We start from the raw sequence: 22,485 nt of genomic DNA, 5'->3' as shown, positions 1-22,485 counted from the left end.
GACGTGTCCCTTGGTTTTTGCGGTTAGATTCGCCAGCTTGTCCTGTCGCATTTCGCGTCATACATTACGTGAGAGGTCAAAGTCATATGCCTGATGCTTCCGAGATTGAAGTTATCAAGTTAGGTCGTCGTATTTTGCGGCGTACATTAAGTTAGGTCTCACCATGCGGTCGCCCGACATTGAGCTGACGAGTCGAGAGCAAGAGCTGTTCGCTCAAATTCACTTCCACTCCAGGGTGCATGAGGACTTTCGCGCATCGATCATGCCGATGGTCGCTTTAACCGAAACTTTGCTGAAGCGCGGCGCGGTTTCCGAAGTTCGGCGCTTGTACTTTACCGACCCGGAGCGGAATCCCGGTGGCCGTGGCAAGTCCCGCCAGGACATATTCGAGAAGAACGGGACCTCTGGACCAGAGATCCTGGCGCATCCCCACTTCATGAAGTATCTCGAGTACTTTGTGTGCGGACCAAATCTTCCTGCTGCGGTTATCGCGGAGTTCAAAGAAGCTGCGAGCTTCTCAGGTTACTTGACTGGGGGAGATGTTCTTGATCTGATCCCGAAGGCGCGAGCGGTAGTCCGTTCGGAACGTCTCGAACCGCATGACGCATCCGACGAGTTTCACAAGCTGGTGCTTGAGTGCGGAGCTATGCCCTCCAGTGCCGAATCAATCCGAAGCGCGGTACGCGCCATAAAGGTGAGCAGATGAGACTTAACAGGTCGTTCGACACGGACACGCAGCGGCATTGCGCCGCGAGGTGCACGCTTCCCCCGACGCCTCGTGGCGCAATGCCGCTGCATGCCGGTCAACTTCGACGTTAGGCGCGGAATGAGGAAGCAGAGAATGGAACGTCGCATGCTATACATCCCTGTACTCCAAATCGACACGAACCTCATCAATGCTCGGCAAAAGCTTGGTGCGGTAAATCTACTCGAACGGTGGTACGCAGACGAGGTAATTCTGATCAACATCTCCTCTGTCGCCCACGACGAGGCACAGGCGGATGGAGATCCGCTCCGCGTCAAGAAAGCCAACGAGCAGATCTACACCGCAACACCTCCGGTTCCGGAGAACGATCCGCTGTTTGAGAAGGTTCAGACCGCTCTGTTCCCACAGGGACCTAAGGATGAGAATCAGCGCAACGACATCCGCATCGTGTGCGAAGCTGCCAAGTACCATGCCATCTTGGTCACGGCCGACGGAGCTTCAAAGACTCAGCCGGGAGGCATCCTTGGTAATCGTCACAAGCTCGGCAACTTGGTTCAAATCATGTCGCCAGAAGAGGCTGTCGCCTTCGTGCGCTCGAAGATTCGTGAGCGAGACGAGTTCAACGAACGGTCTGTCAAGGAGTTCGGCGGCGAACTCCCACCTTGGACAGGCAAGGACTGAATCGCCGCCCAACGAACCGCCCACCATCCATCAAATCGCAATCGGGTCCACATCAATCGCCCAGCGGATCAGGCTTTTGAATTCAGCCTGCTGGCGCGTTTCAAACAGCACCGGCTGCCACACCGCCAGGAAGCGCTGCAGCGCCGCGCGTGACGGGCTTTCAACCAGCATTTGCGCACGCTCGATATTGGCCACGCGCTGTATCGTCATTGGCACGGCCGGGTAAGCGGTGACCTGTTCGTGCCCTGTGAGTTGTTGCGCCTCGGCCTGGGCCGCTGCTGCGTTCAGGAATCCTTGCGCCACGTCTTGCGCGCGTGCCTCGGCGCGCACCAGCGCTGAAAAACCGAAGGGCGACATGCCTGCCGCTTCGCGCTCGGCCAGCTGCTGCGCGACAAAACCCGGGTAGTCGTGCTTTTTCAATGCTTCAAAAAGCGGATGGGCGGGATGGAAGGTTTGCACCCACATCTCGCTGGCTTCACTGTGGCGCGCGTCGCGGCCGGCGCGGCCCCCCGCCTGCATCAAGAGGCTGAAGAGGCGCTCGGGCGCACGGAAGTCGCTGGAGAACAGCGCCCCGTCAGGGTTGATGGCCGCCACCAGCGTGATGTGGCGAAAGTCGTGGCCCTTGGCGATCATCTGCGTGCCGACCAACACGTCGACCTCGCCCGCATGCACGCTGGCCAGCTGCGATTCGAGCGCCCCTTTGAGCCGCGTCGTGTCAGCGTCGATACGGGCAATGCGCGGCGGCTCGCCGTCTGGCCGCTTCACGCCGGCCAGTAATTCGGCCAAATGTTCTTCCAGCCGTTCGGTGCCGCGTCCTACGGGCGCGATGTCGATGTTGCCGCAGCTCGGGCAGGCGCGCGGCACACGTTCGGTGAAGCCGCAGTGATGGCAACGCAGGGTGCGGTCTATCTTGTGAAAAACGCGGTAGGCGCTGCAGTGCGGGCACTCGCTTTTCCAGCCGCAGTCGTGGCAGGCCAGCACAGGCGCATAGCCGCGCCGGTTTAAAAAGATCAACGACTGCTCGCCACGGGCTACGCGCTGCGCGATGGCATCCAGCAGCGGCGGCGCAATCACGCAGTGCTTGGGCTGGTGGTTCATGTCCACGCGCCGAACTGTGGGCAGGCCTCCTGAAGAGCTCGTCGCTGAGGAATTTTCCGACGGGCCGCCCCTAGGAAAATTGGCCCCCTCGGGGGGCAGCGCATTACGCGAAGCGAAAAGCGTGGGGGCCACGTCACCGATACGTTCACTCATCGTGAGGCGTTGGTAGCGGCCCGCCAGTGTCGCCTGCCAACTCTCCAATGATGGCGTGGCCGAACCGAGCAGCACCCTGCAAGGACCATGGTCATGCGTGGCGTCCTCGGTCTCTATCTTGGCGCGGTAGACCGCCAGGTCGCGGGCGGAATAGCGTGCGCCCTCTTGTTGCTTGTAGCTTGGGTCGTGTTCCTCATCGACCACCAGCAGGCGCAGATTCGGCATGGAGGCAAACACCGCCATGCGCGTGCCCAGCACCAGGCGCGCATGGCCGGCGTGGGCCGCCAGCCAGCTTTTCAGGCGCTGGGCTGGGGTCAGGCCGCTGTGCAAGGCCACCACGCGCTCTTTGCCCAGGTGGGCAAAACGCGCTTCAAAGCGCGATTGCAGCTGGGGCGTGAGGTTGATCTCGGGCACCATCACCAGCACCTGGGCTGTGGGGTCCTGCTCCAGCACGCGGGCCGCGGCGCGCAGGTAGACCTCGGTTTTGCCGCTGCCGGTGGCGCCGAACAGCAGCGCGGGCCGGGTATCGTTGTCAAATTCAGCCAGGGCAAGAGCCTGCTGCGCACTGAGCGGCATCAGAGCCGCGGTGTCCTGCGGGCCGCTGGTGTCCGCAACCGGGCGCTTGAGCCGCCGCGCCAGCTGAACATTGCTCAGGTCGCGCAGTTGCGGCGGCAATGCCGCCAGCGCCACCTCGCCCAGGGAGCGCTGGTAATAAGCGGCGGTGAACGTCACCAGTTTTTGCCAGGTCGCCGAAAGAGGCTGCAGCCCTTCCAGCACACCGGTGACATGACGCGTCTGTATTTCCAGCAGCGTTCCACTGTCAGGCACGACCTCCCACACCACCCCAAGGACTTCGCGTTTACCCAGCGGCACGCGCACCAGGGCACCCACAGCAAGCGGCAACTCGCTTTGGTAGGTCAGTGGCCCGCCAATGGAACTGTGCGCGGGCGCGGCAACGGCAACTTGAAGCCAATAGCTCATTTGGAGTAACTAAATGTGTTTACTTCTTGAGAAGTACATCCAGATAGTGCGCTAAGTCCTTGATTTACCATCGCTTTACAGATTTCCAGATTTTCTGTGGATAACTTTGTTGATAGCTTGCCGTGGCGCGTCGCGAAGCCTTGTAAATCAAGGCTTTTCTTAAACTGCCCGGAAAAAAAGCAATTTAAAGTCTCTATATAAATCAACAACTTACGTCCGCTATTGCTTTGATAGCGAAGCATGCCGCCTGCGTTCACCATTGCGGCACCGCAACACGAATTTTGTGCATAAGTCCGGGCGCCATCGCCCGGTTTTGTGCTAGCCATGGTTGAAATCATTCGTCCAGTGGCCTTTTCTGGACGTAGGCGGAAAGTTTAGGTACCAGCGGCGCGCATGCTGCGAGAGTGAGCGTGTACTGCGCGCACCAGCACTTCCACACTTTCGGGGGGCGTGTGCTGGCTGATGCCATGCCCCAGGTTGAAAATATGGGCCGGTCCAGGCTTGCTGGCATCAATATGGGGCTTGCCAAAGCTGTCCAGCACGCTTTTCACTTCGGCTTCTATCTGGGTCGGGTTGGCAAACAGCACGTTGGGGTCCAGGTTGCCCTGCAAGGCTTTGGCATGTGGTCCGTTTTCACCGACCAGCGCGCGCGCCCTGGCCAGGTTGACCGTCCAGTCCAGTCCCAGCACTTCGCAATCGAGCTGCGCCATGGCTTCGAGCCACTGGCCGCCGCCTTTGGTGAAGACGAGGCGGGGGATCTTGACGCCCTCGTGCTCGCGTTTGAGCTGGGCCAGCACGCGGGCCGTGTAGGCCAGGCTGAAGGTTTTGAAGGCTGCGTCGGCCAGCACGCCGCCCCAGCTGTCAAAAATCATCACGGCCTGGGCGCCGGCTTCGATCTGTGCGTTCAGGTAGGAGGCAACCGCGTCGGCGTTCACGGCAAGCATTTTGTGCATCAGGTCCGGGCGCTGGTACAGCATGGTCTTGACCAGGCGGTAGTCGTCGGAGCCTGCGCCTTCGACCATGTAGCAGGCCAGCGTCCAGGGGCTGCCCGAAAAGCCGATCAGCGGCACGCGGCCGTTCAGCGCCTTGCGGATCGACGTGACGGCGTCAAAAACATAGCGCAGCTTGTTCATGTCAGGCACTTCCAGCTTGGCCACCGCAGCTTCGTCACGCACCGGCGTGGCAAAGCGCGGGCCTTCACCGAGCGCAAACGACAGGCCCAGGCCCATGGCATCGGGCACGGTCAGGATGTCGCTGAACAGGATGGCTGCATCCAGCGGGTAACGCTCCAGCGGCTGCAGCGTGACTTCAGTGGCGTAGTCGGTGTTGGTGGCCAGGCCCATGAAACTGCCGGCCTGGGCGCGCGTGGCGCGGTACTCGGGCAAATAGCGGCCGGCCTGGCGCATCAGCCAGACGGGAGTATGGGTGGTGGCCTGGCGCAGGCAGGCGCGCAAAAAGGTGTCGTTTTGAAGGGGTGCGAACATGCCCTGATTGTCTCAGGTGTGAGGCGGGCCCTCCCATCGCGGGATATCCGCAGGGGTGGCACTTGTGCGGGTTCGGATTTACCATGGCCTCATGGGCCCCGCCGGGTCCGAAAGAGGTGTTTCATGCGCATGAACGACCAGGAGTATTTCCGCAGTTGCATCGCCAAGGAGCGGCACCTTGCGCAACTGCTGGGCCATGCGCACATCGAGGAATGCTACGAAAGCGCAGGCACCCTCTGGGACAGCAATCAGGCTTTGCCGCAGTGGACGCGCGACTGGCGTGCCTGTGGCCCGCTGATGACGGCCTACGGCATCACGGTGAGCTATGACGCCGGGGGCGCGACGCTCGGGTCCACGACGGTGCATTTCGCGGACCACCCTGGCCGCGACCGCGCGGTGATGTACGGCATCGTCAAGGAGGTGATCTTCCGGCTGGAACACCACAAGGCCGCGCCTTTGCCTGCCGTCACCGTTAAATCCGAAGTGTCTTGATGAAGGCTTCGAGCTCGTCGATGGGCAGGGGCTTGCAGAACAGATAGCCCTGGTAGCAGTCGCAACCGTGGCGCGACAGAAAGTCGCGCTGGGCTTCGGTCTCAACGCCTTCCGCCACCACGCCCAGCCCCAGGCTTTGCGCCAGGCCAATGATGGTGCGTGCGATGGCAGCGTCGTTAGGGTCGCGCAGGATGTCTTCCACAAAAGACTTGTCGATTTTCAGTTGGTCCAGCGGCAAGCGCTTCAGGCATGAGAGTGAGGAATAGCCCATGCCGAAATCGTCAATGGAAAGGGTCACGCCCATCTTCTTGAGCCGGGCCATTTTTGTGATGGTGACATCCATGTTTTCGGCGAGCAGGCTTTCGGTCAGCTCCAGTTTGAGCTTGTGCGGGCTGACTTTCGTCTCCTTGAGCGCAGCCATGACAAGGTCCACGAACTCCGGGTGCCGGAATTGCCGCACGCTCACATTGACGGCCACGCTGAAGGCTGCGGTTTCAGGACGATGGGCCCACGCTGCGAGCTGGCGGCAGGCTGTCTCGAGCGCCCATTGGCCCAGCGGCAATATCAGTCCGGCCTCCTCAGCCGCCGGAATGAACTCGGACGGCTGTACCAGGCCACGCCCGCCGTGCTGCCAGCGCAACAGCGCCTCGACGCCCGTCATGCGCCCGTCACGCCCCACCTGCGGCTGGTAGTACAGGAGGAACTGCTTTTCACGCAGGCCCTGGCGCAAGTCCGACTGCAGCGCGGCGCTGGCGGTGACGGCGGCCTGCATCGCCGGGTTGAAAAAGCAGATGGTATTGCGCCCCGACATCTTGGCCTGGTACATGGCCAGATCGGCCTGCTTGAGCAGGTCCCCGATGTTGTCCAGGGTCTGGTTGAACGAGGTAATGCCGATGCTGCAGGTGCTGTAGTGCTGGTAGCCCGCCAGGCTGTAGGGCTCGCTCAGCGCGGCAAGAATCCGCGTGCCCACCGCTTCAGCTTTTGCGGCCGCTTCGCGAGGATCCTGGCCCAGGTCCTCCAGCATGACCACAAACTCGTCCCCGCCCAGCCGTGCCACCGTGTCGGGCTGCTCCAGGCAGGCCGCCAGGCGCTTGGCCACCTGTTGCAGCAACAGGTCTCCCTTCTGGTGGCCCATGGTGTCGTTGAGCGTCTTGAAATTGTCCAGGTCGATGAACATCAGCGCGGCTTCGCGCGGGTGCCTGTAATTGTGGGTGAGTGCTTTTTGCAGCCTGTCCATCAGCAGCTGGCGATTGGGCAGCTGCGTCAGCGGGTCGTAGAAGGCCAGGTGCTTGATTTCACTCTCCGCCACCTTGCGGCGCGTGATGTCGCGCCCCACCGCAACCCAATGGGTAAAGAAAACGCCGGCGTCGTCCGCGACCGGCACGATGTCGACTTCCATCCAGAAGTGCCGGCCGTTTTTCTTGTAGGTGATGAGTTCGGCCTGGACGGGTTCGCCTTTCTGAAAGGCGGCGCTGATGCGCTCCAGTTCGCTGCGTTGGGTTAACGGCCCGCACAGCAGGCGCGGCGAATGGCCGAGGGCCTCTTCCGGGCTATAACCGGTATGTTGCTCGAAGGCGTTGTTGACAAAGATGATGCGCAAGCCCGGTTTTCCGGAAGGTACCGCTTCCGTGATGAGCACGATATCGTTGAGGCGGGAGATGCTTGTCTCCAGCAGCATGAGCTGTTCCCTGGCCTTGCGTCGTTCGCTGATATCGCGAAAGTAGATGGCGACTCCGTCCGGAAACGGGTACGCGCGGATCTCGAACCATTTGTCCAGCGGTGCATAGAGCGCTTCAAATTCCACCTGGTAGTTGCCCGCAACCGCGGCCCGGACCTGCTCGGAAAACGAGGTGTTGATGGCGCCCGGAAATTCCTTCCAGATGCTTTTGCCCAGCAGGTCCTTGCTGGGTCGGCGGAGCAGCCGCGCGCCTTCCCGGTTGAGGTAGGTAAAGCGCCATTGCGGATCCAGCGTGTAAAACCCCTCGGTGATGCTTTCCAGCGTGATGCCCAGGCGGGTGGCCAGCCGCTGGGCGTCTTCTTCGGTCTGCTGGCCGGCCGTACCGGCTGCGCTGTCCCCAGGTTCCTCATGTCCTTCTGCCCCTGCGGTTCGCAGCGCATGCTGCTGCAGGTTCAGTTGCGCAGCGATCAATCCGGCAAGCGTGTCCTGGTCTTCCTCTTGCGCTGCGTCCAGGTTCCGCGGAACCCTGTCCATGACGGCCAGTACGCCCAGCAAAACGCCGTCGCCGCCGGCCAGCGGCACACCGCGGTAAAAGTTGATGCCGGGAGCACAACGGGCAGGTATCAGCGGCTGGCGCGGCGGGTTTTCCAGCGTGGCGACGCAGAGCGTCACCAGGCCTTCACGCTCATGCGGAGCGAAGCCGGTGCCCGACCTGAAAGCCGGCTGCCCGTTTTCCATCGCCACCATGATGGCAATCGGCGTGGCGCAGGAGCGGGCCGCCAGCCGGGTAAGCCGGTCGGCGTTGGTTGGACGCGTGGCATCGTGCTCTTCGCCACCCTGCGGCAGGACGTGCAGCGCAAACGCTGGATCGACAGTGGAAACGGACACGGGAGCAACACCTGCTTTTCAAACTACAGCCTTTGATGCTGATGCATAGCGCCGTGAATTAGCGTCAGCGGCGTGTGAGATTTGCAAGTGTTGACCATAAAGCGTTGCAAAACGTTCTGTTGCGTACCCGGAAGCGAATTTGTCCTACGCTGCTCTCTGTCGCTGCCTCACCGTACCTGGCGGTAGCGCGTTGCATGCTGCAACACCTCTCATCGCCCATCGCTCCTGCCTCCTCAGGTTTCCCGATTTTCGTGATCTTTCCTCTTCAGCGAAGCACAAATGCCCCCTCTTGAACTCGATCAATTGCAGCAATGCCCCGATATCGACACTTTGCAAACGGTCCTGAGAAACATGTGTTCCCGTTTTGGCTCCGTCACCCAGCTCAATATCCTGCCGGCCTCCCACGCCGGCAAGCAACAGGCCCTGTGCTTCCTGCGCATGGCCACAGCCGAGGAAGAACAACGCCTGATGAGTGGCCTGGGCATCGGCAGGTTTGGCGGAGAGCTTGTGCTGGTGGTGGATCTGCAGACCACAGAGCCCCTGGCGGCACCCAAATTGTCCGGCTCGGCCGCATGAGTGCCGCCCGGCCGGACCCCTGACGGGATGCTTATCCGGCCGCTAACGGGCCGGCCGAGGGATGCCTGAGCAGCAGCCTGTCGAGGGCAGCCAGTGTGCCAAAGGATTCGGCGAAGTCGGCAAACAGCGTGGCATTGTCGGGTGCCGCGGCCTTGCCTTGCCATGCAGCGCGGAACTGGTCGAAGATTTCGCCAAAACTCCTCTGGCCATCCACCAGCGAAAGAATCTTCGCGCCGTATTTTCCGGGATTGACCATGACCGCGATGCCTGAATGCTGGTGCCTGAGCATGAAGGGCTGGCCCCGGTTGCTGCCGAACACCTGCGCGGCAAGTTCGCCGGTCAGGGGCTCGTGGTAGAAAAACGGCACGTATTCCGCATCGCCATAGGGCGCCTTGCAAGTGTCACCGTGCGTGACGTATAGCGAATGGGTGATGAGGGTACCGGCCATCAGTTCGGCCATTTCGTACTGCTTGCGCCGCGGCAGTTTGCGCAATGCCGCGGCCATGGCCGGCGGCTTGCTTCCCAGCACCATGTGCGGCAAATAAGGCGAAAGGCCGCGCTGTACATCGGTGAACTCCAGGTGCATGCCGTGTCCGCTCTTTGCGCCATGCGCTTCGCCGCCCAGCCAGTCAAACAGCTCGCCCACGCTGTATGAGCGGTCCTGCGAATGCAGCAGCAGGTCGTAGATGCCTGCGTCGCCCATCTTGTGGTCGTGGTGCAGGTCTTCGCTGCGCTTGAACCAGTTGGTGGCGGGCAGGCTAGCCAGCAAGTCGCGCGTGTTGGCGATTTTCCGCTGCGCATCCGCCTCGTCGCCGTTGACCAGGCGCATGAGTTCCTGCATCTGGTACACGCCGGTGCGGCCCGTGGTGGCATACACCATGAGTCCGATGGCGCCATCGTCCTTGAGCACGCTGCGCAGCGCCTTGAATCCCAGATCGGGATCGGCCAGATGGTGCAGCACGCCGCTGCAATTGATGTAGTCGAAGGTGCCGAGCTCTGCCGCCAGGGCCGGCAGGTTCAGCAATGAATCGTGAACCCAGGTGATGTTTGCCAGCCCGCGAATCTGCGCGCGCTCCTTCGCCAGTGCGATGCTGGCTCCACTCATGTCGAGATGCACGATTTGTGCGTCGGTGTCGCGCAACTGCTCGGCCAGGAAAATGGTGGCGTCGCCGGTGCCGCCGCCTGCCACCAGCGCACGAAAGCCATTCTGGAACGACTGCTTCCCCGCAAAGCAATAGTGATTGATCATGGGCAAATCTTCCAGCCAGGTCCGCACCAGGCGCTTGTGGTCGTCCTGCGGATTGCAGGGCGGATAAGGCAGCGCCTCATACTGGTTTCTGACTTCGGGCAAATAGTTGTCGGGCATGGAGGCTTCCGGAAAAACGATTGGCAAAAGCCTATTGTCTCCGCCCAGGATCGCCCCGCGCCGGAAACCTCTCTCCCATCCAGTGGCCGCGCGGAACCGGCTTTGCCGGGCCGCAGCGGCCGCCCCCTGCAAGGGGGGATCCGGCTACACGCAGTGAGCCGAGAAGGGGGTGAACCTACCTGACGGGCAAGAACTGGAGGAACGTGCCGCCCAGCAAGTTCTGAACATAGGTGATCACCGCGCGCCGGTACTTCTCCGTCAGCACTGAGGCCAGCAGATCCAGCCGGCCAATGATTTTGCCGAACTCGCGCTCAAAGCTCAGGTTGCGCTCGCGCTCGGTGATTTCATCGGCCAGCAGCAAGGGCTGGCCTGCGGCATTGCGCCGGTTGGACAGCATCCATACGGCGATTTCAATGTTGCGGGCGGCGTTGTAGATGTATTGCGCATCCAGGCTGTCGGTCAGGTAATACGCTGTTTTCCCGCCGTGGGCCGTGACCACCATGTCGGCGCTGGCATAAATGAACGCCGCCACGCGGTCGCCCTTGAAGTCGGGCCCCAGCGCCAGCGACAGCGCGGCGATGTCGCGCTTGCCCTGCAGTTCGGGCCAGGGCGTACGGGTATCGACCGCCACGCGCAGCTGGGCAAGGGCCGCGTCGCGCCCGAGCGTACTGGTTTTCCGCCATTCCGCCGGGTTGCGCCGGTACAGCTTGTCGGCCAGGCGCAGCAAACCCTCCAGGTTATCGCGCATGCCCAGGGTGGCCATGCGGTTCACGTCCGACTGGCCGATCTCGCTGGCGGCCATCGGGGCGGCCTGTGCTTCGCCCTTGTGCGTGGGCGCCTGGCTGGCGCACCCGGCCAATGCAGCCAGGGCCAGCAGCAAGGGAGGGCGGAAGAATGAAAAAATGGAAGGAGAAATGGCTGGTGCGGGAAGGGAGATGGGTGCCGTGCGCAAGGACATGGGGCATTTTCAGCGGCTGCGCCGCGCCGCGCAAGCATGGCTTTCCCGGGCTGCCGCCGGCTGCAGGGGCAAGCTCAGGCGGAAGCCGCGCCCACTTGGGCAATCGGGTGCAACAGTCCGCGGGATAGCAGCACCCGGTGGTCAATCTTGAGGCAGTGGTCCTGTACCACCAGCAAGCCCGCCGCTTCCGCCTTCGCAGCTGCCGTGGCGTTGGAAATTCCGAGCTGCATCCACACGGCCCTGGCGCCTATCGCAATGGCTTCGTCGACCACTGGCGGAATATCTTCGCTGTTGCGAAAGCAGTTCACCAGGTCGATCTTTTCGTGCTGCGCGGCTTCGGTCAGCGTCGAATAGGCCTTTTCGCCAAGAACCTCGGCGGCGTTCGGGTTGACCGGGATGATGCGGTAGCCATTGGCCTGCATGTAGCGCGCCACATCAAAGCTGGCGCGGTGAGGCTTGGGCGACAAGCCCACCACCGCGATGGTGCGGCAGTGGTTGAGGATATGCGGCATGCGCTCCGCAGGTGGCAAGGGGTTCATGGCTGGTTCATGCCTTGTATTTGACGGAGCAGCCATAAGCCCGGCTGGTTGCTACGCTCAAGGGCTTGCCGCCCAGCGCTTCGGTCAGGCCCTGGCGCACGTAATTGGTGGCGGTCTTGATATCGTCAACGCGGGCAGAAGGGATGCTGTCAATACCGCCTGCGTAAATCAGCTGGCCCTGCGGACTGATGATGTACATGTGCGGTGTCGTCTTGGCGCCGTAAAGCTGGCCGATCCTGCCTGAATCGTCCATCAGTGTCGCAGTCGGCTGGCCCTGTTTCTCGGCCATCCAGCCGGCCAGTTTGGCCGGCGCCAGGTAGTCGCTGCTTTCGGCCTCCGTGGAGTTGATGGACAGCCACACCACGCCTTTGGCGGTGAACTCCTTTTGCAGGCCTTGCATGTTGCCGCTGTAGTGCTTGCGCACAAAAGGGCAGCCCGGATTGGTCCATTCCAGCACCACCAGCTTGCCTCTGTAATCGCCCAGGTTGCGGGTCTTGCCAGCCGTGTCGGGGGCTGAAAAGTCGGGGGCTGCCTGGCCGACACTTGCTGTGGCCGCCTGCACGGAAAAGGCGGCCGACGCCAGCCAGGGGGCGGCAACGAGAGCGCCGGAAAAGTTGCGGCGGGTAAGTGCCCGGACGGGCTGCAGAGGGGTATTCAACATGGCTTGAACTCCTTCAGGAAGAAATAATCAACAACACGACAACAGGTTCTTTACAGCTTGGCCAGTTCGGCCCTCATGTCGTCCACCGACAAAATCTCCGACAGCACGAGCGGCGCGCGGCCGGGCTTGTAAATCACATATACCGGTACACCGTTGCGGCCCAGTTGCTTCAGTGCCGCTGTCACTGCCGGGTCGCGCCGCGTCCAGTCGGCACGCAACAGCGCCACGTTCTTCGTTTCGATGTCGGCCAGAACCGAGGCATTCGAGAGGGTGGTCTTTTTGTTGTACTGGCAGGTCACGCACCAGGCGGCGGTGAAATCCACGAACACACTTTGCCCTTGCGCGGTGAGCTGGTCAACCCGGCCCGGCTCCCAGGCTTGCCAACCGCCCACTGCCGGTGTTGCCGACACCAGGGCCGCAGGTTTGGTGATGTTCGGGCCAATGGCCCACAGCCCCAGCGCACCCAGCGCCACGGAAAAGGTTGCCAGCAGCGTGCGTGCCGTGCCGCGCAGGGTAAAGGCCCAGATCGCCAGTGCCATCAACACCAGCAAGGCCAGCAGTGCACCCGCGCCGTCGATGCCGCTTTGCTGGCCCAGCACCCAGACCAGCCAGGCGACTGTGGCAAACATCGGGAAAGCCATCAGCTGCTTGAAGGTCACCATCCAGGGGCCGGGACGCGGCAGCATTCTTGCCACGGCCGGTATGGCGCTCGCCGCCAGATAAGGCGATGCCATACCTATACCGATGGCCGCGAAAATCGCGAGCGCTTCAAGCGCCGGAAGCCCCACCGCATAGCCCAGCGAGGCGCCCATGAAAGGAGCGGTGCAGGGCGATGCAATGGCGGTGGCCAGGACACCCGACAAAAATGCGTTGACGGTGGGATTTTTCGCCTGCCAGCCGGCGAGCCGGCCCGGCAGGACATTGCCGAATTCAAACAGGCCCGCCAGGTTCAACCCCAGCAAGGTGAACAGTGCCGCCAGCAATGCCACTACCGCCGGGTTCTGCAGCTGAAAGCCCCAGCCGAGTTGCTCGCCCGCGGCGCGCAAACCCAGCAGCAGCGCACCCAGCGCCAGGAAAGACACCACAACGCCCACGGTGTAAGCCAGGCCGGTGGTCAGGCGCGTGGCCTGGTCCTTCACCTGCACAAAACCCACCACCTTGATGGCCAGCACCGGAAACACGCAGGGCATGAGGTTGAGGATCAGGCCGCCGAGCAATGCACCCAGCATGGCGGCGATGAGGCCAACCGGTGGTGCGCTGGTTTGCACGGGTGCCGCACCGGCCGACGCGTTGGCGCGCAAGGCCGCTTCAAGTGCCGGCGGCACGACGGTGGCAGCCGCTGGCGCAGGCCAAGGGCCTTTGACCGGCGCGTCAATGCGATAGGCGGCGTTCTCCAGGGCCACCACCAGCGGCATGCTGGCCGGGCTTTCGGTGCGCTGGCCCGACAGGGGCACCTGGGCCGTCCACACCGCGCCTTGCCAAGCCTGTTGCCAGGGGGCGGCGGGCTCGATCACGCTACCGGTTTCGGGGTACAGCGCCAGTGTTTTGCCCTGCAGGGCAGCGGGCAAGCCGGCCAGGGAAATGCTGATCGCCTTGCCTTCGACTGCCACCTGGCTGGCGCCGGCGGCCAGAGTTTTGGGCGTGGCGGCGAACGTGTCCTGAAACAACTGGCCGCTGGCCGCGGTCGAGCTTCGCACCGGGATGCTCAGTGAAAAGTCACCCTCTTGCGGAATGCATTCCTTGCGGCACACCAGCCAGGACGCCTTGAGTTTGACGTCCAGCTGCCTGGCGGCGAAACCGGGCGCCACGGTCAAAGGCACGGGCAGCAGCACCGCCTTTTCATAGCCGTAGTTGGCCAGCGTGCCAATCGGGATTTTTTTGGGCGTCGGCCAGGCGATATCGCCTGCAGTGATGCCGGCGGGCAATTGCCAGTCGAGCTGCGTCGGCAGCCCGGAATCACCGGAGTTTTTCCAGTAGGTATGCCATTCGGGCTGGTGCGTGAGCCGCAGCCCCACCCAGACCGGCTTGCCGGGCTCCACGCCTTGCGGCGCCCAGGCCAGCAGTTCGGCACTGACCTGCTCCGTTGTGACCACCGCACCGGTTGTGCCCGGGGTGCCTTTGCCCAGAATGTCGCTAAAGGCCTTTTGGGCGCTGGCGGGCACGGGGATTGCGCAAGCAGCTATCAAAAATGTAGCGGCTAGCTTGGCAAACGGAAAACGCAGGGCATTCATTGTGCAAGTGTGAGCGGGTGGCGCAGAGATTAGTTCCTGGAAGGCTAGGAGGCAAGACAGCGTGCGGGCATCGCTCGATGACGGTTAGTCCGTTTTCACGCTGCCTTATTACAGCCGTTTTCAGAGTCAGCCCAGATAATAGGGGCATGCCGCGCATTGTCCTCGCCACCCTCAACGCGAAGTACATCCACGCTTCGCTGGGCCTGCGCTACCTGCTGGCCAATATGGACCTGCATGGCGGCCCCGGCCTTCGCGCACAAACGTTGCTGCGCGAATTTGTGATCCAGCAACGGCCCATGCAGATCGTCGAGGAGTTGCTGGCGCTCGATCCTGAAGTCATCGGCCTCGGCATTTATATATGGAACGTGGTGGAAACCACCCAGGTCGTGCGCCTGCTCAAAACCCTGAGGCCCGGCATCAAGGTGGTGCTGGGCGGACCCGAGGTCAGTTACGAGACGGGCGAACAGGAAATCTGCCGCCTGGCCGACCATGTGGTGACCGGCTGGGGCGATGTGAGTTTTCCCAAGCTCTGCCGTGCCTTGCTCGAGGGCCCGCAACCGCTGATGAAGGTCGTTGCGGGGGAGCAGCCGGCACTGGAGGCGCTGGCCCTGCCTTATGGCGAATACACCGACGAAGACCTGGCCAAACGGTTGCTGTATGTCGAAGCCTCGCGCGGCTGCCCCTTCAAGTGCGAGTTCTGCCTGAGCTCGCTCGACAAGACCGCCTGGGCTTTCGATCTGGACGCGTTTATGGCCGGGATGGACGCACTTTACCGGCGCGGCGCACGCAACTTCAAGTTTGTGGACCGCACGTTCAACCTGAAGGTCGAGAACTCGGTGCGCATCCTGCAGTTTTTCCTGGACCGGATGGCGCCTGACCTGTTTGTGCATTTTGAAGTGGTGCCCGACAGCCTGCCCGACCGGCTCAAAGCGCTGATTGCGCAGTTCCCGGCAGGTTCGCTTCAGTTTGAGGTCGGCATCCAGAGCTTCAACCCCGAGGTGCAGCAGCGCATTTCGCGCAAGCAGGACAACGCCAGGACCGCGGACAACCTGCGCTGGCTGGTGAACGAGAGCCAGGCCCATGTGCACGCAGACCTGATCTTCGGTTTGCCCGGCGAGACGCTGGAGAGCTTCGCCGAGGGTTTTGATCGCCTGCATGAACTGGCGCCGCATGAAATCCAGTTCGGCATCCTGAAGCGCCTGCGCGGCACTCCGATTACCCGGCACACGGCGGAGTTCGCCATGGCGTATGACCCGCAGACGCCGTACACGATTCTGCAGAACTCCACGATTGACTTTGTCACCATGCAGCGCATCAACCGCTTCGCAAGGTATTGGGAAATGCTGGCCAACTCAGGGCGTTTTGCACGGGGGCTCCAGCTGCTCCTGGCACCGGGCTCGGCATTCGGCCATTTTCTGCATTTCAGCGACTGGCTCTGGGCCAGCACCGGTAAAACCCATGAGTTCGCACCCGAAAAGCTGGTGGATTTTTTGTTTGAGCATCTCACCGCAGTGCGGGGCCTGGTCAGCGCAGAGGTGCTCAGCGCACTGTTGGCCGACTACCTGGCCAGCGGCGCACGCGGCCGCCCCAATTGCCTGGCCGATCTGCTGGGTGCCGCCAAGCCGGTTGCACCCGTGCGTTCCAGCCGACAAGGCGCAGCGCGGCAAGGGCGCCATGTGAGCCAACAATCCGGTCTTCAGGACGAGGTGGGCGCCCACCGGGAAGCTATTCAGAAAGCTGCTGCAGCGGCTTGACGGGGCCAAAGGCCCTGTCTTTAAAGCATTTCGTCCGGTGCAAAGGGCCCGATCAGCTTGAGCATCAGTTGCAATCCCCAACTGGCATCCGGCTCGATCAGGGAGTCCTTGAGGGGCGAGCCCTGCGGCGCACGCCAGACCAGCCGGCTGTTCTCCAGCTCGACACGGTAGGCGCCGGAAGCCAGCGTGGGCTCGATCAGCCGCGTGGCCTCGGCGGAGATGGCTCGGTTGCGGATGACTATGGCCACTTCGCTGTTTTGCAGCTGCGAGCGCAGGTCCAGGTTCATGGAGCCCACGACCAGCAGGCGGTCGTCCATGACGACGACCTTGGAATGCAGGCTGGCACGTGAGCCGCCGGTGGAACCGCCCGTGGATCCCCCCGCGATCGCTGCCGAGCCGAAGCTGCTGAAAGAGCCTTCCTGCTCGGCGCGCATCTCGTAAATCTCGATGCCCATCTCCAGCAAGGCCTTGCGGTAGCGCGCRTAACCGACGTGGGCAGCCGGCGCGTCGTTGGATGCCAGTGAGTTGGTGAGCACCCGCACACGAATACCGCGTTGCCGGAGGTCGGCAAACTGCTTCATCATGCGTTCGCCGGGCACGAAGTACGGCGAAACGATCAGCAGGTTGTTTTTGGCCTGCGACATCAGTTGCAGCAGCCCGTCGACCGTGGTGTCCTGCGATTCTTCAGTGGTGTCGGCGTCGGCGGCGATCTTGGACGCCTTGTCCACCAGCAGCACCGAGGGTGCCCAGGTCCAGGTTAAGAGCCGCAGGTCGGTCGAATCCGGCAGCGTCGGCAATGCAGAGGTCGCCCGTTCCGGCCGGGTTGAGGGGGGTACCGCGCCGTCACCCGCCTGGAGGGTAGCGGCCTGTGCCGTGCCTGCGGGAGAAGAACGGTTTTCAGGGGCCGGCGGCTTGCGCTTGAGTGCGTCGATTTCCTTTTCGGTCATCAGCGACTGCACCGGGTATGCCAGCGGGTTGTTCCAGTACTGGTCAAAGCTGCGCGACAGATCTTGCGCGATGCGGCCGGCCGCCAACACGTCGATGTCCACAAAATTGGTACCGGTGCTTTGGCCGAAGTAGGTTTCGCCCAGGTTGCGTCCGCCGGTAATGGCCACCGCGTTGTCCGCCACAAAAATCTTGTTGTGCATGCGCCGCTGCATGCGCGCCGTGTCCTTGAGGTTGCCCAGGATTCGGAACATCAGCGAGCCACGGCCGCCCAGCAGGGGGTTGAAGAGGCGCAGCTCGATGTTTTTTTCAAACGCCAGCTTCAGCACCTGCGCGTTTTTGCCCGAGGTGTTGAAGTCGTCCAGCAGGATGCGGATGCGCACGCCGCGGCCGGCCGCCTCGCGCAGCGCGTCAAACATGCGTTCAGTGGTTTCGTCGGCAAAGATCGCGTAGTACTGGATATCCAGTGTCTTTTGCGCCGCCTTGATCAGCGTCATGCGGCTGGTGAAAGCCAGTTCTGCGTCGCCGACCAGCGCAAACCCCGAATCGTTTCGCGTGCCGGCCTTGGCCGCACGGGCTGCCACCAGGCTGCCCAGGCGCGTTTCGGCCGGGTTGGCCAGCGCGGTGGAAACCGGGCGGTCGACCTCGCTGGGTAGCGAGGCGCAACCCGCTATCCAAAGAGCGGCGAAGGCCATGGCCAGCCCCTGCAACGCGCGCCAGCCTGTGTGCGGGATCAAGCGGATGCCGGGAAGGGCGCGGGAAGTGGTCTGCATGGTGCAGGCCACTTTAGCGTAAGGAGATGTATTTGGTGCCGCCGGTCCCTGCGTTCGCGCCTATTTTTCTTGTAGGCGCGAGGCTTGACTACACTGACCGCGCCGGAAACACGCGAAGCCGGCGCGTTAAGACGACAGCGTTTCCCAACGCTGCAGTGCGGCCATCAGCTCTTCCTCGATCTTGCTGTTGCGCGCGTTGAGTTCCGCCGCCCGTTTGGCATTCGTGGTGTAGAGCGTTCCGTCATAGAGCTCCTGCTCGATGGCTTTTTGCTGCGACTCCAATTGCTGGATCAGCGCCGGCAGGCCGTCGAGCTCGCGCTGCTCCTTGTAGCTCAGCTTCTTTTTTGATAGCGGCTCGCGCTCGTCCTTATTGGGCTGCGGGCTTGTTTTGCTTGAAGTTTTGCTGCCGGCGGGGCTGCTGGCGGGCTTGTTGGCACCGGTGATCTGCGCTGCGCGTTTGGATTGCGTGATCCAGTCCGTCACGCCGCCTTCGTACTCACGCCAGAAGCCCGGGTTCTCGGGCGTACCTTCATAGGCAATGGTGCTGGTGACCACGTTGTCCAGGAAGCGCCTGTCGTGGCTGACCAGGAACACCGTGCCTTCGTAGTTTTGCAACAGGTCTTCCAGCAATTCGAGGGTGTCGATGTCCAGGTCGTTGGTGGGCTCATCGAGCACGAGCACGTTGGCCGGCCGCGCGAACAGGCGCGCCAGCAGCAGCCGGTTGCGCTCGCCGCCTGACAGGGTGCGCACCGGTGAATTTGCGCGCTGGGGCGAGAACAGGAAGTCGGTCAAATAGCTCTTGACGTGTTTTTTCTGGCCGTTGATTTCGACCCACTCGCTGCCGGGGCTGATGAAGTCTTCCAGGGTGGCGTCCAGGTCCAGGCTGTCGCGCATCTGGTCAAAGTACGCGACCTGCAGGTTGGCACCCTGGCGAATCTTGCCGGGCGGATTCGTCACGTCGGGCTGCAGCTCGCCCAGGATGAGCTTGAGCAGCGTGGTCTTGCCGGCGCCGTTGGGTCCGAGCAGGCCGACCTTGTCGCCGCGCAGCAAGGTGCCGGTGAACTTGTTGACGATGAGCTTTTCCGAACCGGGATGGCCGAAGCTCTTGCTCACGTCGGTGAGCTCGGCGACGATCTTGCCGCTCTTCTCGCCGCTGGAGACATCCAGGTTGACGCGGCCCACCGCATCACGCCGTGCGGCACGGTTGTCGCGCAGGGCTTCGAGGCGCCCAATGCGGGCCACGCTGCGGGTGCGGCGCGCTTCGACACCTTTGCGGATCCACACCTCTTCCTGCGCCAGCAGCTTGTCGGCCTTGGCATTGATGACGGCTTCCTGGGCCATCTGCTCTTCTTTTTGCACCAGGTACTGGGCAAAATTGCCGGGGTAGCTGTTCAGTTTGCCGCGGTCGAGCTCGACGATGACGGTGGCGACCTGGTCCAGGAAGGCCCGGTCATGCGTGATGGTGATGATGCTGCCGTTGAAATTGACAAGCAGGTCCTCCAGCCAGGCGATGGAATCGAGGTCCAGATGGTTGGTCGGCTCGTCGAGCAGCAGCACGTCGGGTTTGGCGACCAGCGCCTGGGCCAGCGCCACGCGTTTTTTGGTACCGCCCGAGAGCGAGCCGACGATGGCGTCCTTGTCCAGGTGCAGGCGGTGCAGGGTTTCCTCGACCCGCTGCTCCCAGGTCCAGCCGTCCAGCGCCTCGATTTCCGACTGCAGGGCGTCCAGGTCGGTGTTTTCGTCGGCTGCGAGATATTGCTCAACTACATGCCTTGTGCGCGCCAGTCCTGCGCTGGCAGCTATAAAAACCGTAGCATGCGGGTCCAGGCTGGGTTCCTGCGGCACGTAGGCAATACGCAGGTTCTGCTGCAGTTGCAGCGTGCCGTCATCGGGTTTTTCGAGGCCGGCGAGAATTTTCAGCAGGGACGACTTGCCCGTGCCGTTGCGTCCGATCAGGCCGATGCGCTGGTTGGTTTCAAGGGAAAAATCTGCGTGATCCAGCAGTGCGACGTGCCCAAAAGCGAGTTGGGCGTCCAGTAAGGTAATAAGTGCCATAAGGGGGCAGATTATCCGCCCCTGCCGTGACGCGGTTTCTTTATAKGCTCTTCATCGGCCCCGCAAGCCCGCCCTTGGCCACATACGTGCCATCCGTTAAATACAAGTTATTACGTGGGTGGCCGGTGTCGCATCTGCGCCCTATCGCTTGCCACGCCTCGCCGATATAGTCGTCCGTTCCGGCGATTCGATCGCTGAAGGAGGGACCTTGGAACTGCAAATCAATGGCCGGGCCGTTCAGGCCGACGCCGACCCCGGCATGCCCTTGCTCTGGCTGCTGCGCGACGTGCTGAACATGACGGGCACCAAGTTCGGATGCGGCGTGGCCGCGTGCGGCGCCTGCACGGTGCGGGTGGACGGCGAAGCGGTGCGGTCCTGCGTCGTCCCGGTGTCCGCCGTGGTGGGCAAGCGCATTCAGACCATTGAAGCGCTGGGTGCGCCGGACAAGCCCCACGCCCTGCAGGTCGCCTGGATTGCCGAACAGGTGCCCCAATGCGGCTATTGTCAGTCGGGCATGCTGATGGCGGCCGCCGCCCTGCTCGACAAAATCCCCAAGCCGACAGATGCGGACATCGATGCCGCCATGACCAATATCTGCCGCTGCGGCACTTACCAGCGGATCCGGGTGGCCATCAAGCGCGCGGCCGGCATGGCGCCCGGCGGCAAGGGCCCAACACCTAGGGCTCAATTTTCCGCCGGGCCGCCCCAAGGAAACGAGCCCCGGAATATGCAAAAAAGGGGCAGCGCCTTACGCGAAGCGAAAAGCGTGGGGGCCACGTCCTCATGAAGAGAAGAGCCTGGCTGCTCAGTGCAACCGGTGCGGCAGGCGCATTGCTGGTGGGCTGGAGCCTGTTGCCGGCGCGCTCCCGGCTGGGCAGCCCGGCCAAGCCCTGGCCTGCGAGCATTCCCGAGCTTGATGGCGCGGTGTTCAATGGCTGGGTCAAGATACGGGCGGACGGCGGTGTGGTGCTGGCCATGCCGCGCAGCGAGATGGGCCAGGGCGTGCACACGGCGCTGGCCATGCTGGTGGCCGAAGAGCTTGACGTGCCGCTGCAGCGGGTGACCGTGGCGCAGGCGGGTTCTGATGCCATTTACGGTAATGTCGCGATGCTGGTGGGCAGCCTGCCTTTTCATCCACTGGACGTCGATGACTTTGCCAAAGAAGGCGCCCCCAGGGTTCGCCCTACTCCGGTCAGGATCGGCGAGTGGATGATGGGCAAGGTCGCCCGTGAGCTCGGCATCAACGCGACAGGGGGTTCCTCAAGCCTGGCGGATGCCTGGGACGTGGTGCGGCTGGCCGCTGCCACGGCCCGTGCGTCCCTGCTGGGGGCCGCCTCGCTGGACTGGAAATTGCCGGTGGATGAGCTCACAGTCAAAAACGGCGTGATTTCGCACCCTTCAGGTCCCTCATCCCACTACGGTGAACTGGCGAAATTTGCCGCAGCGACTCCGCCGGGCGACGTGACACTCAAAAGCCGCGGGGACTGGAAGCTGATAGGGCGGGGCGCCCAGCGTCTGGATTTACCTGCCAAGGTTAATGGCACGGCCGTTTTTGGCCTGGATGTCCGGTTGCCGGGCATGGTGTATGCGGCGATCCGGCTTTGCCCCATGCTGGGCGGTTCAGCGGGTGCGATCCAGGTCAATACGGCGCTCGCCTTGCCTGGCGTGGAGCGCCTGGTGCGGCTGCCGGCCTATGCGGGCTCTACTGCCGGCTTTGCCGTGGTGGGTAAAACCTGGTGGCAGGTCCAGCAGGCGGCCTTGATGGTGCCGGTCGAATGGCAGCAGCGACCCGCTGGCGCGCTGGACACCCGCGCGATTGAACAATCGCTGGAAGCCGCTCTGGCACGCGAAGAAGGCCATGTCTTTTATGAAAAAGGCGATGCCGGCAAGGCCGAGGCATCCGCTGTGCGAAAAATCGAGGCACTTTATCGCGCGCCCTACCTGGCCCACGCCACGCTTGAGCCCATGAACTGCACCGCGCAAGTCATGGACGGCAAGGTATGGCTCTGGGCGCCGACCCAGGTGCCGCAGATGGCTGTGGCCGTTGCCGCACGGGTGGCCGGGGTGGCTCAGGAAGATGTTCATGTCACCGTCACCTTGCTGGGCGGCGGCTTTGGCCGCCGGCTGGAGGTCGACTGTGTGGCACAGGCGGTGCGCATTGCCGTGGAATGTGGTGGCCGGCCCGTACAACTGATCTGGTCGCGCGAAGAAGACACTACGCACGATTTTTACCGGCCCATGCAGGTCGCCAGGCTGAGGGCCTCCCTGGACGAAAAGGGCGACGTCACCTGCCTGTCCATCAAGTCTGCCGGCGACGCCATTACGCCTAGATGGCTCGAACGCAACCTGCCGGCCCTTTCCGGACCCTTTGATACCCCCGACAAGAGTGCTGCGGAAGGTTTGTTCGACCTGCCTTACGGCTTTGCCAGCCAGTCCATGTCACATGTGGCCACGCGCTCGGGCGTA

At 62.7% G+C, this 22,485-nt stretch carries 17 protein-coding genes and 1 pseudogene (1 of these 18 only partly in view); 7 read left to right on the top strand and 11 right to left on the bottom strand.

Going from position 1 to position 22,485, the window contains the following annotated elements:
- The first annotated feature begins 163 nt into the window (after positions 1 to 163).
- Both AC1DY9_RS14100 and AC1DY9_RS14095 read left to right on the top strand, forming a co-directional pair.
- The gene (locus tag AC1DY9_RS14100) at positions 164 to 706 is read left to right on the top strand and encodes a hypothetical protein (RefSeq protein ID WP_477666858.1); all 543 of its coding nucleotides are present in this window, start codon (positions 164 to 166) and stop codon (positions 704 to 706) included.
- A gap of 135 nt (positions 707 to 841) precedes the next feature.
- The gene (locus AC1DY9_RS14095; protein WP_457282685.1) at positions 842 to 1,387 is read left to right on the top strand and encodes a hypothetical protein; all 546 of its coding nucleotides are present in this window, start codon (positions 842 to 844) and stop codon (positions 1,385 to 1,387) included.
- Positions 1,388 to 1,417: 30 nt separating this feature from the next.
- On the opposite strand, the gene priA is transcribed toward AC1DY9_RS14095, so the two are convergent.
- Genes priA through hemE form a run of 3 tightly spaced genes read right to left on the bottom strand, consistent with a single transcriptional unit; the run spans position 1,418 to position 5,103 of the window.
- Positions 1,418 to 3,619, bottom strand: coding sequence for a replication restart helicase PriA (priA, locus tag AC1DY9_RS14090; protein ID WP_477666857.1), 2,202 nt, complete (start codon positions 3,617 to 3,619; stop codon positions 1,418 to 1,420).
- Positions 3,616 to 3,957 (bottom strand): hypothetical protein, encoded by a 342-nt coding sequence (locus AC1DY9_RS14085; protein WP_457282687.1) that lies wholly within the window; start codon positions 3,955 to 3,957, stop codon positions 3,616 to 3,618. Before AC1DY9_RS14085 ends, priA begins: the two co-directional genes overlap by 4 nt.
- A 36-nt stretch (positions 3,958 to 3,993) precedes the next feature.
- Entirely contained in the window at positions 3,994 to 5,103 is a 1,110-nt protein-coding gene (hemE, locus tag AC1DY9_RS14080; protein WP_457282688.1) for a uroporphyrinogen decarboxylase, read from the bottom strand.
- A gap of 123 nt (positions 5,104 to 5,226) precedes the next feature.
- Here hemE and AC1DY9_RS14075 point away from each other — a divergent pair, with 123 nt between their 5' ends.
- A complete protein-coding gene (locus tag AC1DY9_RS14075) occupies positions 5,227 to 5,595 on the top strand; it encodes an aminoacyl-tRNA synthetase (RefSeq protein ID WP_457282689.1) in 369 nt (122 codons plus the stop codon).
- Here the strand turns inward: AC1DY9_RS14075 and AC1DY9_RS14070 are convergent.
- Entirely contained in the window at positions 5,576 to 8,161 is a 2,586-nt protein-coding gene (locus tag AC1DY9_RS14070; RefSeq protein WP_457282690.1) for a putative bifunctional diguanylate cyclase/phosphodiesterase, read from the bottom strand. The genes AC1DY9_RS14075 and AC1DY9_RS14070 overlap by 20 nt on opposite strands.
- A gap of 279 nt (positions 8,162 to 8,440) precedes the next feature.
- Between AC1DY9_RS14070 and AC1DY9_RS14065 the strand changes: the two genes are divergently transcribed.
- A complete protein-coding gene (locus tag AC1DY9_RS14065; protein ID WP_457306745.1) occupies positions 8,441 to 8,737 on the top strand; it encodes a hypothetical protein in 297 nt (98 codons plus the stop codon).
- Between the two features lie 31 nt (positions 8,738 to 8,768).
- Here the strand turns inward: AC1DY9_RS14065 and AC1DY9_RS14060 are convergent, their stop codons facing one another.
- The 5 genes from AC1DY9_RS14060 to AC1DY9_RS14040 all read right to left on the bottom strand — a co-directional run bounded on the left by AC1DY9_RS14060 (position 8,769) and on the right by AC1DY9_RS14040 (position 14,492).
- Positions 8,769 to 10,103: a class I SAM-dependent methyltransferase gene (locus tag AC1DY9_RS14060; RefSeq protein WP_457282692.1), complete on the bottom strand. Its 1,335-nt coding sequence runs from the start codon at positions 10,101 to 10,103 to the stop codon at positions 8,769 to 8,771.
- 175 nt (positions 10,104 to 10,278) lie between these two features.
- Entirely contained in the window at positions 10,279 to 11,061 is a 783-nt protein-coding gene (locus tag AC1DY9_RS14055; RefSeq protein ID WP_477666856.1) for a hypothetical protein, read from the bottom strand.
- A gap of 74 nt (positions 11,062 to 11,135) precedes the next feature.
- Complete coding sequence (locus AC1DY9_RS14050) at positions 11,136 to 11,600, bottom strand: CoA-binding protein (protein ID WP_477666855.1); 465 nt, start codon at positions 11,598 to 11,600, stop codon at positions 11,136 to 11,138.
- A 7-nt stretch (positions 11,601 to 11,607) separates the two neighbouring features.
- Positions 11,608 to 12,261 (bottom strand): thioredoxin family protein, encoded by a 654-nt coding sequence (locus tag AC1DY9_RS14045; protein ID WP_477666854.1) that lies wholly within the window; start codon positions 12,259 to 12,261, stop codon positions 11,608 to 11,610.
- A 50-nt stretch (positions 12,262 to 12,311) separates the two neighbouring features.
- A complete protein-coding gene (locus AC1DY9_RS14040; protein WP_457282696.1) occupies positions 12,312 to 14,492 on the bottom strand; it encodes a protein-disulfide reductase DsbD family protein in 2,181 nt (726 codons plus the stop codon).
- 146 nt (positions 14,493 to 14,638) lie between these two features.
- Between AC1DY9_RS14040 and AC1DY9_RS14035 the strand changes: the two genes are divergently transcribed.
- On the top strand, positions 14,639 to 16,246 hold the full coding sequence (locus AC1DY9_RS14035; RefSeq protein ID WP_477666853.1) for a B12-binding domain-containing radical SAM protein: 1,608 nt from the start codon (positions 14,639 to 14,641) through the stop codon (positions 16,244 to 16,246).
- Positions 16,247 to 16,266: 20 nt separating this feature from the next.
- Here AC1DY9_RS14035 and AC1DY9_RS14030 read toward each other — a convergent pair whose 3' ends face one another.
- Positions 16,267 to 17,964, bottom strand: a complete 1,698-nt coding sequence (locus AC1DY9_RS14030; RefSeq protein ID WP_477666852.1) for a phospholipase D-like domain-containing protein — start codon at positions 17,962 to 17,964, stop codon at positions 16,267 to 16,269.
- Between the two features lie 126 nt (positions 17,965 to 18,090).
- Positions 18,091 to 20,019 carry an ATP-binding cassette domain-containing protein gene (locus AC1DY9_RS14025; protein WP_477666851.1) on the bottom strand — a complete coding sequence of 643 codons (1,929 nt, stop codon included), beginning with the start codon at positions 20,017 to 20,019 and terminating at the stop codon, positions 18,091 to 18,093.
- 208 nt (positions 20,020 to 20,227) lie between these two features.
- Between AC1DY9_RS14025 and AC1DY9_RS14020 the strand changes: the two are divergent.
- Positions 20,228 to 20,665, top strand: a pseudogene (locus AC1DY9_RS14020) ((2Fe-2S)-binding protein); the annotation flags it as partial.
- Between the two features lie 137 nt (positions 20,666 to 20,802).
- A protein-coding gene (locus AC1DY9_RS14015; RefSeq protein WP_477666850.1) for a xanthine dehydrogenase family protein molybdopterin-binding subunit crosses the window boundary here: on the top strand, positions 20,803 to 22,485 show its 5' portion. Its footprint extends 627 nt past the window's final position; the window shows 1,683 of its 2,310 coding nt (coding positions 1-1,683); it begins with the start codon at positions 20,803 to 20,805; the stop codon falls past the right edge of the window.

It is taken from the genome of Polaromonas sp. P1_F6 (genome assembly GCF_056405695.1).
This window is presented reverse-complemented; position numbering and strand designations above follow the sequence as displayed.

What these genes read in the sequence shown, in the direction of transcription:
- AC1DY9_RS14095 (WP_457282685.1), top strand. Translation starts at nt 842, where the DNA reads ATGGAACGTCGCATGCTATACATCCCTGTACTCCAAATCGACACGAAC.
- AC1DY9_RS14045 (WP_477666854.1), bottom strand. Translation starts at nt 12,261, where the DNA reads ATGTTGAATACCCCTCTGCAGCCCGTCCGGGCACTTACCCGCCGCAAC.
- AC1DY9_RS14040 (WP_457282696.1), bottom strand. Translation starts at nt 14,492, where the DNA reads ATGAATGCCCTGCGTTTTCCGTTTGCCAAGCTAGCCGCTACATTTTTG.
- AC1DY9_RS14060 (WP_457282692.1), bottom strand. Translation starts at nt 10,103, where the DNA reads ATGCCCGACAACTATTTGCCCGAAGTCAGAAACCAGTATGAGGCGCTG.
- AC1DY9_RS14065 (WP_457306745.1), top strand. Translation starts at nt 8,441, where the DNA reads ATGCCCCCTCTTGAACTCGATCAATTGCAGCAATGCCCCGATATCGAC.
- priA (WP_477666857.1), bottom strand. Translation starts at nt 3,619, where the DNA reads ATGAGCTATTGGCTTCAAGTTGCCGTTGCCGCGCCCGCGCACAGTTCC.
- AC1DY9_RS14075 (WP_457282689.1), top strand. Translation starts at nt 5,227, where the DNA reads ATGCGCATGAACGACCAGGAGTATTTCCGCAGTTGCATCGCCAAGGAG.
- AC1DY9_RS14055 (WP_477666856.1), bottom strand. Translation starts at nt 11,061, where the DNA reads ATGTCCTTGCGCACGGCACCCATCTCCCTTCCCGCACCAGCCATTTCT.
- hemE (WP_457282688.1), bottom strand. Translation starts at nt 5,103, where the DNA reads ATGTTCGCACCCCTTCAAAACGACACCTTTTTGCGCGCCTGCCTGCGC.
- AC1DY9_RS14025 (WP_477666851.1), bottom strand. Translation starts at nt 20,019, where the DNA reads ATGGCACTTATTACCTTACTGGACGCCCAACTCGCTTTTGGGCACGTC.
- AC1DY9_RS14085 (WP_457282687.1), bottom strand. Translation starts at nt 3,957, where the DNA reads ATGATTTCAACCATGGCTAGCACAAAACCGGGCGATGGCGCCCGGACT.
- AC1DY9_RS14035 (WP_477666853.1), top strand. Translation starts at nt 14,639, where the DNA reads ATGCCGCGCATTGTCCTCGCCACCCTCAACGCGAAGTACATCCACGCT.
- AC1DY9_RS14100 (WP_477666858.1), top strand. Translation starts at nt 164, where the DNA reads ATGCGGTCGCCCGACATTGAGCTGACGAGTCGAGAGCAAGAGCTGTTC.
- AC1DY9_RS14050 (WP_477666855.1), bottom strand. Translation starts at nt 11,600, where the DNA reads ATGAACCCCTTGCCACCTGCGGAGCGCATGCCGCATATCCTCAACCAC.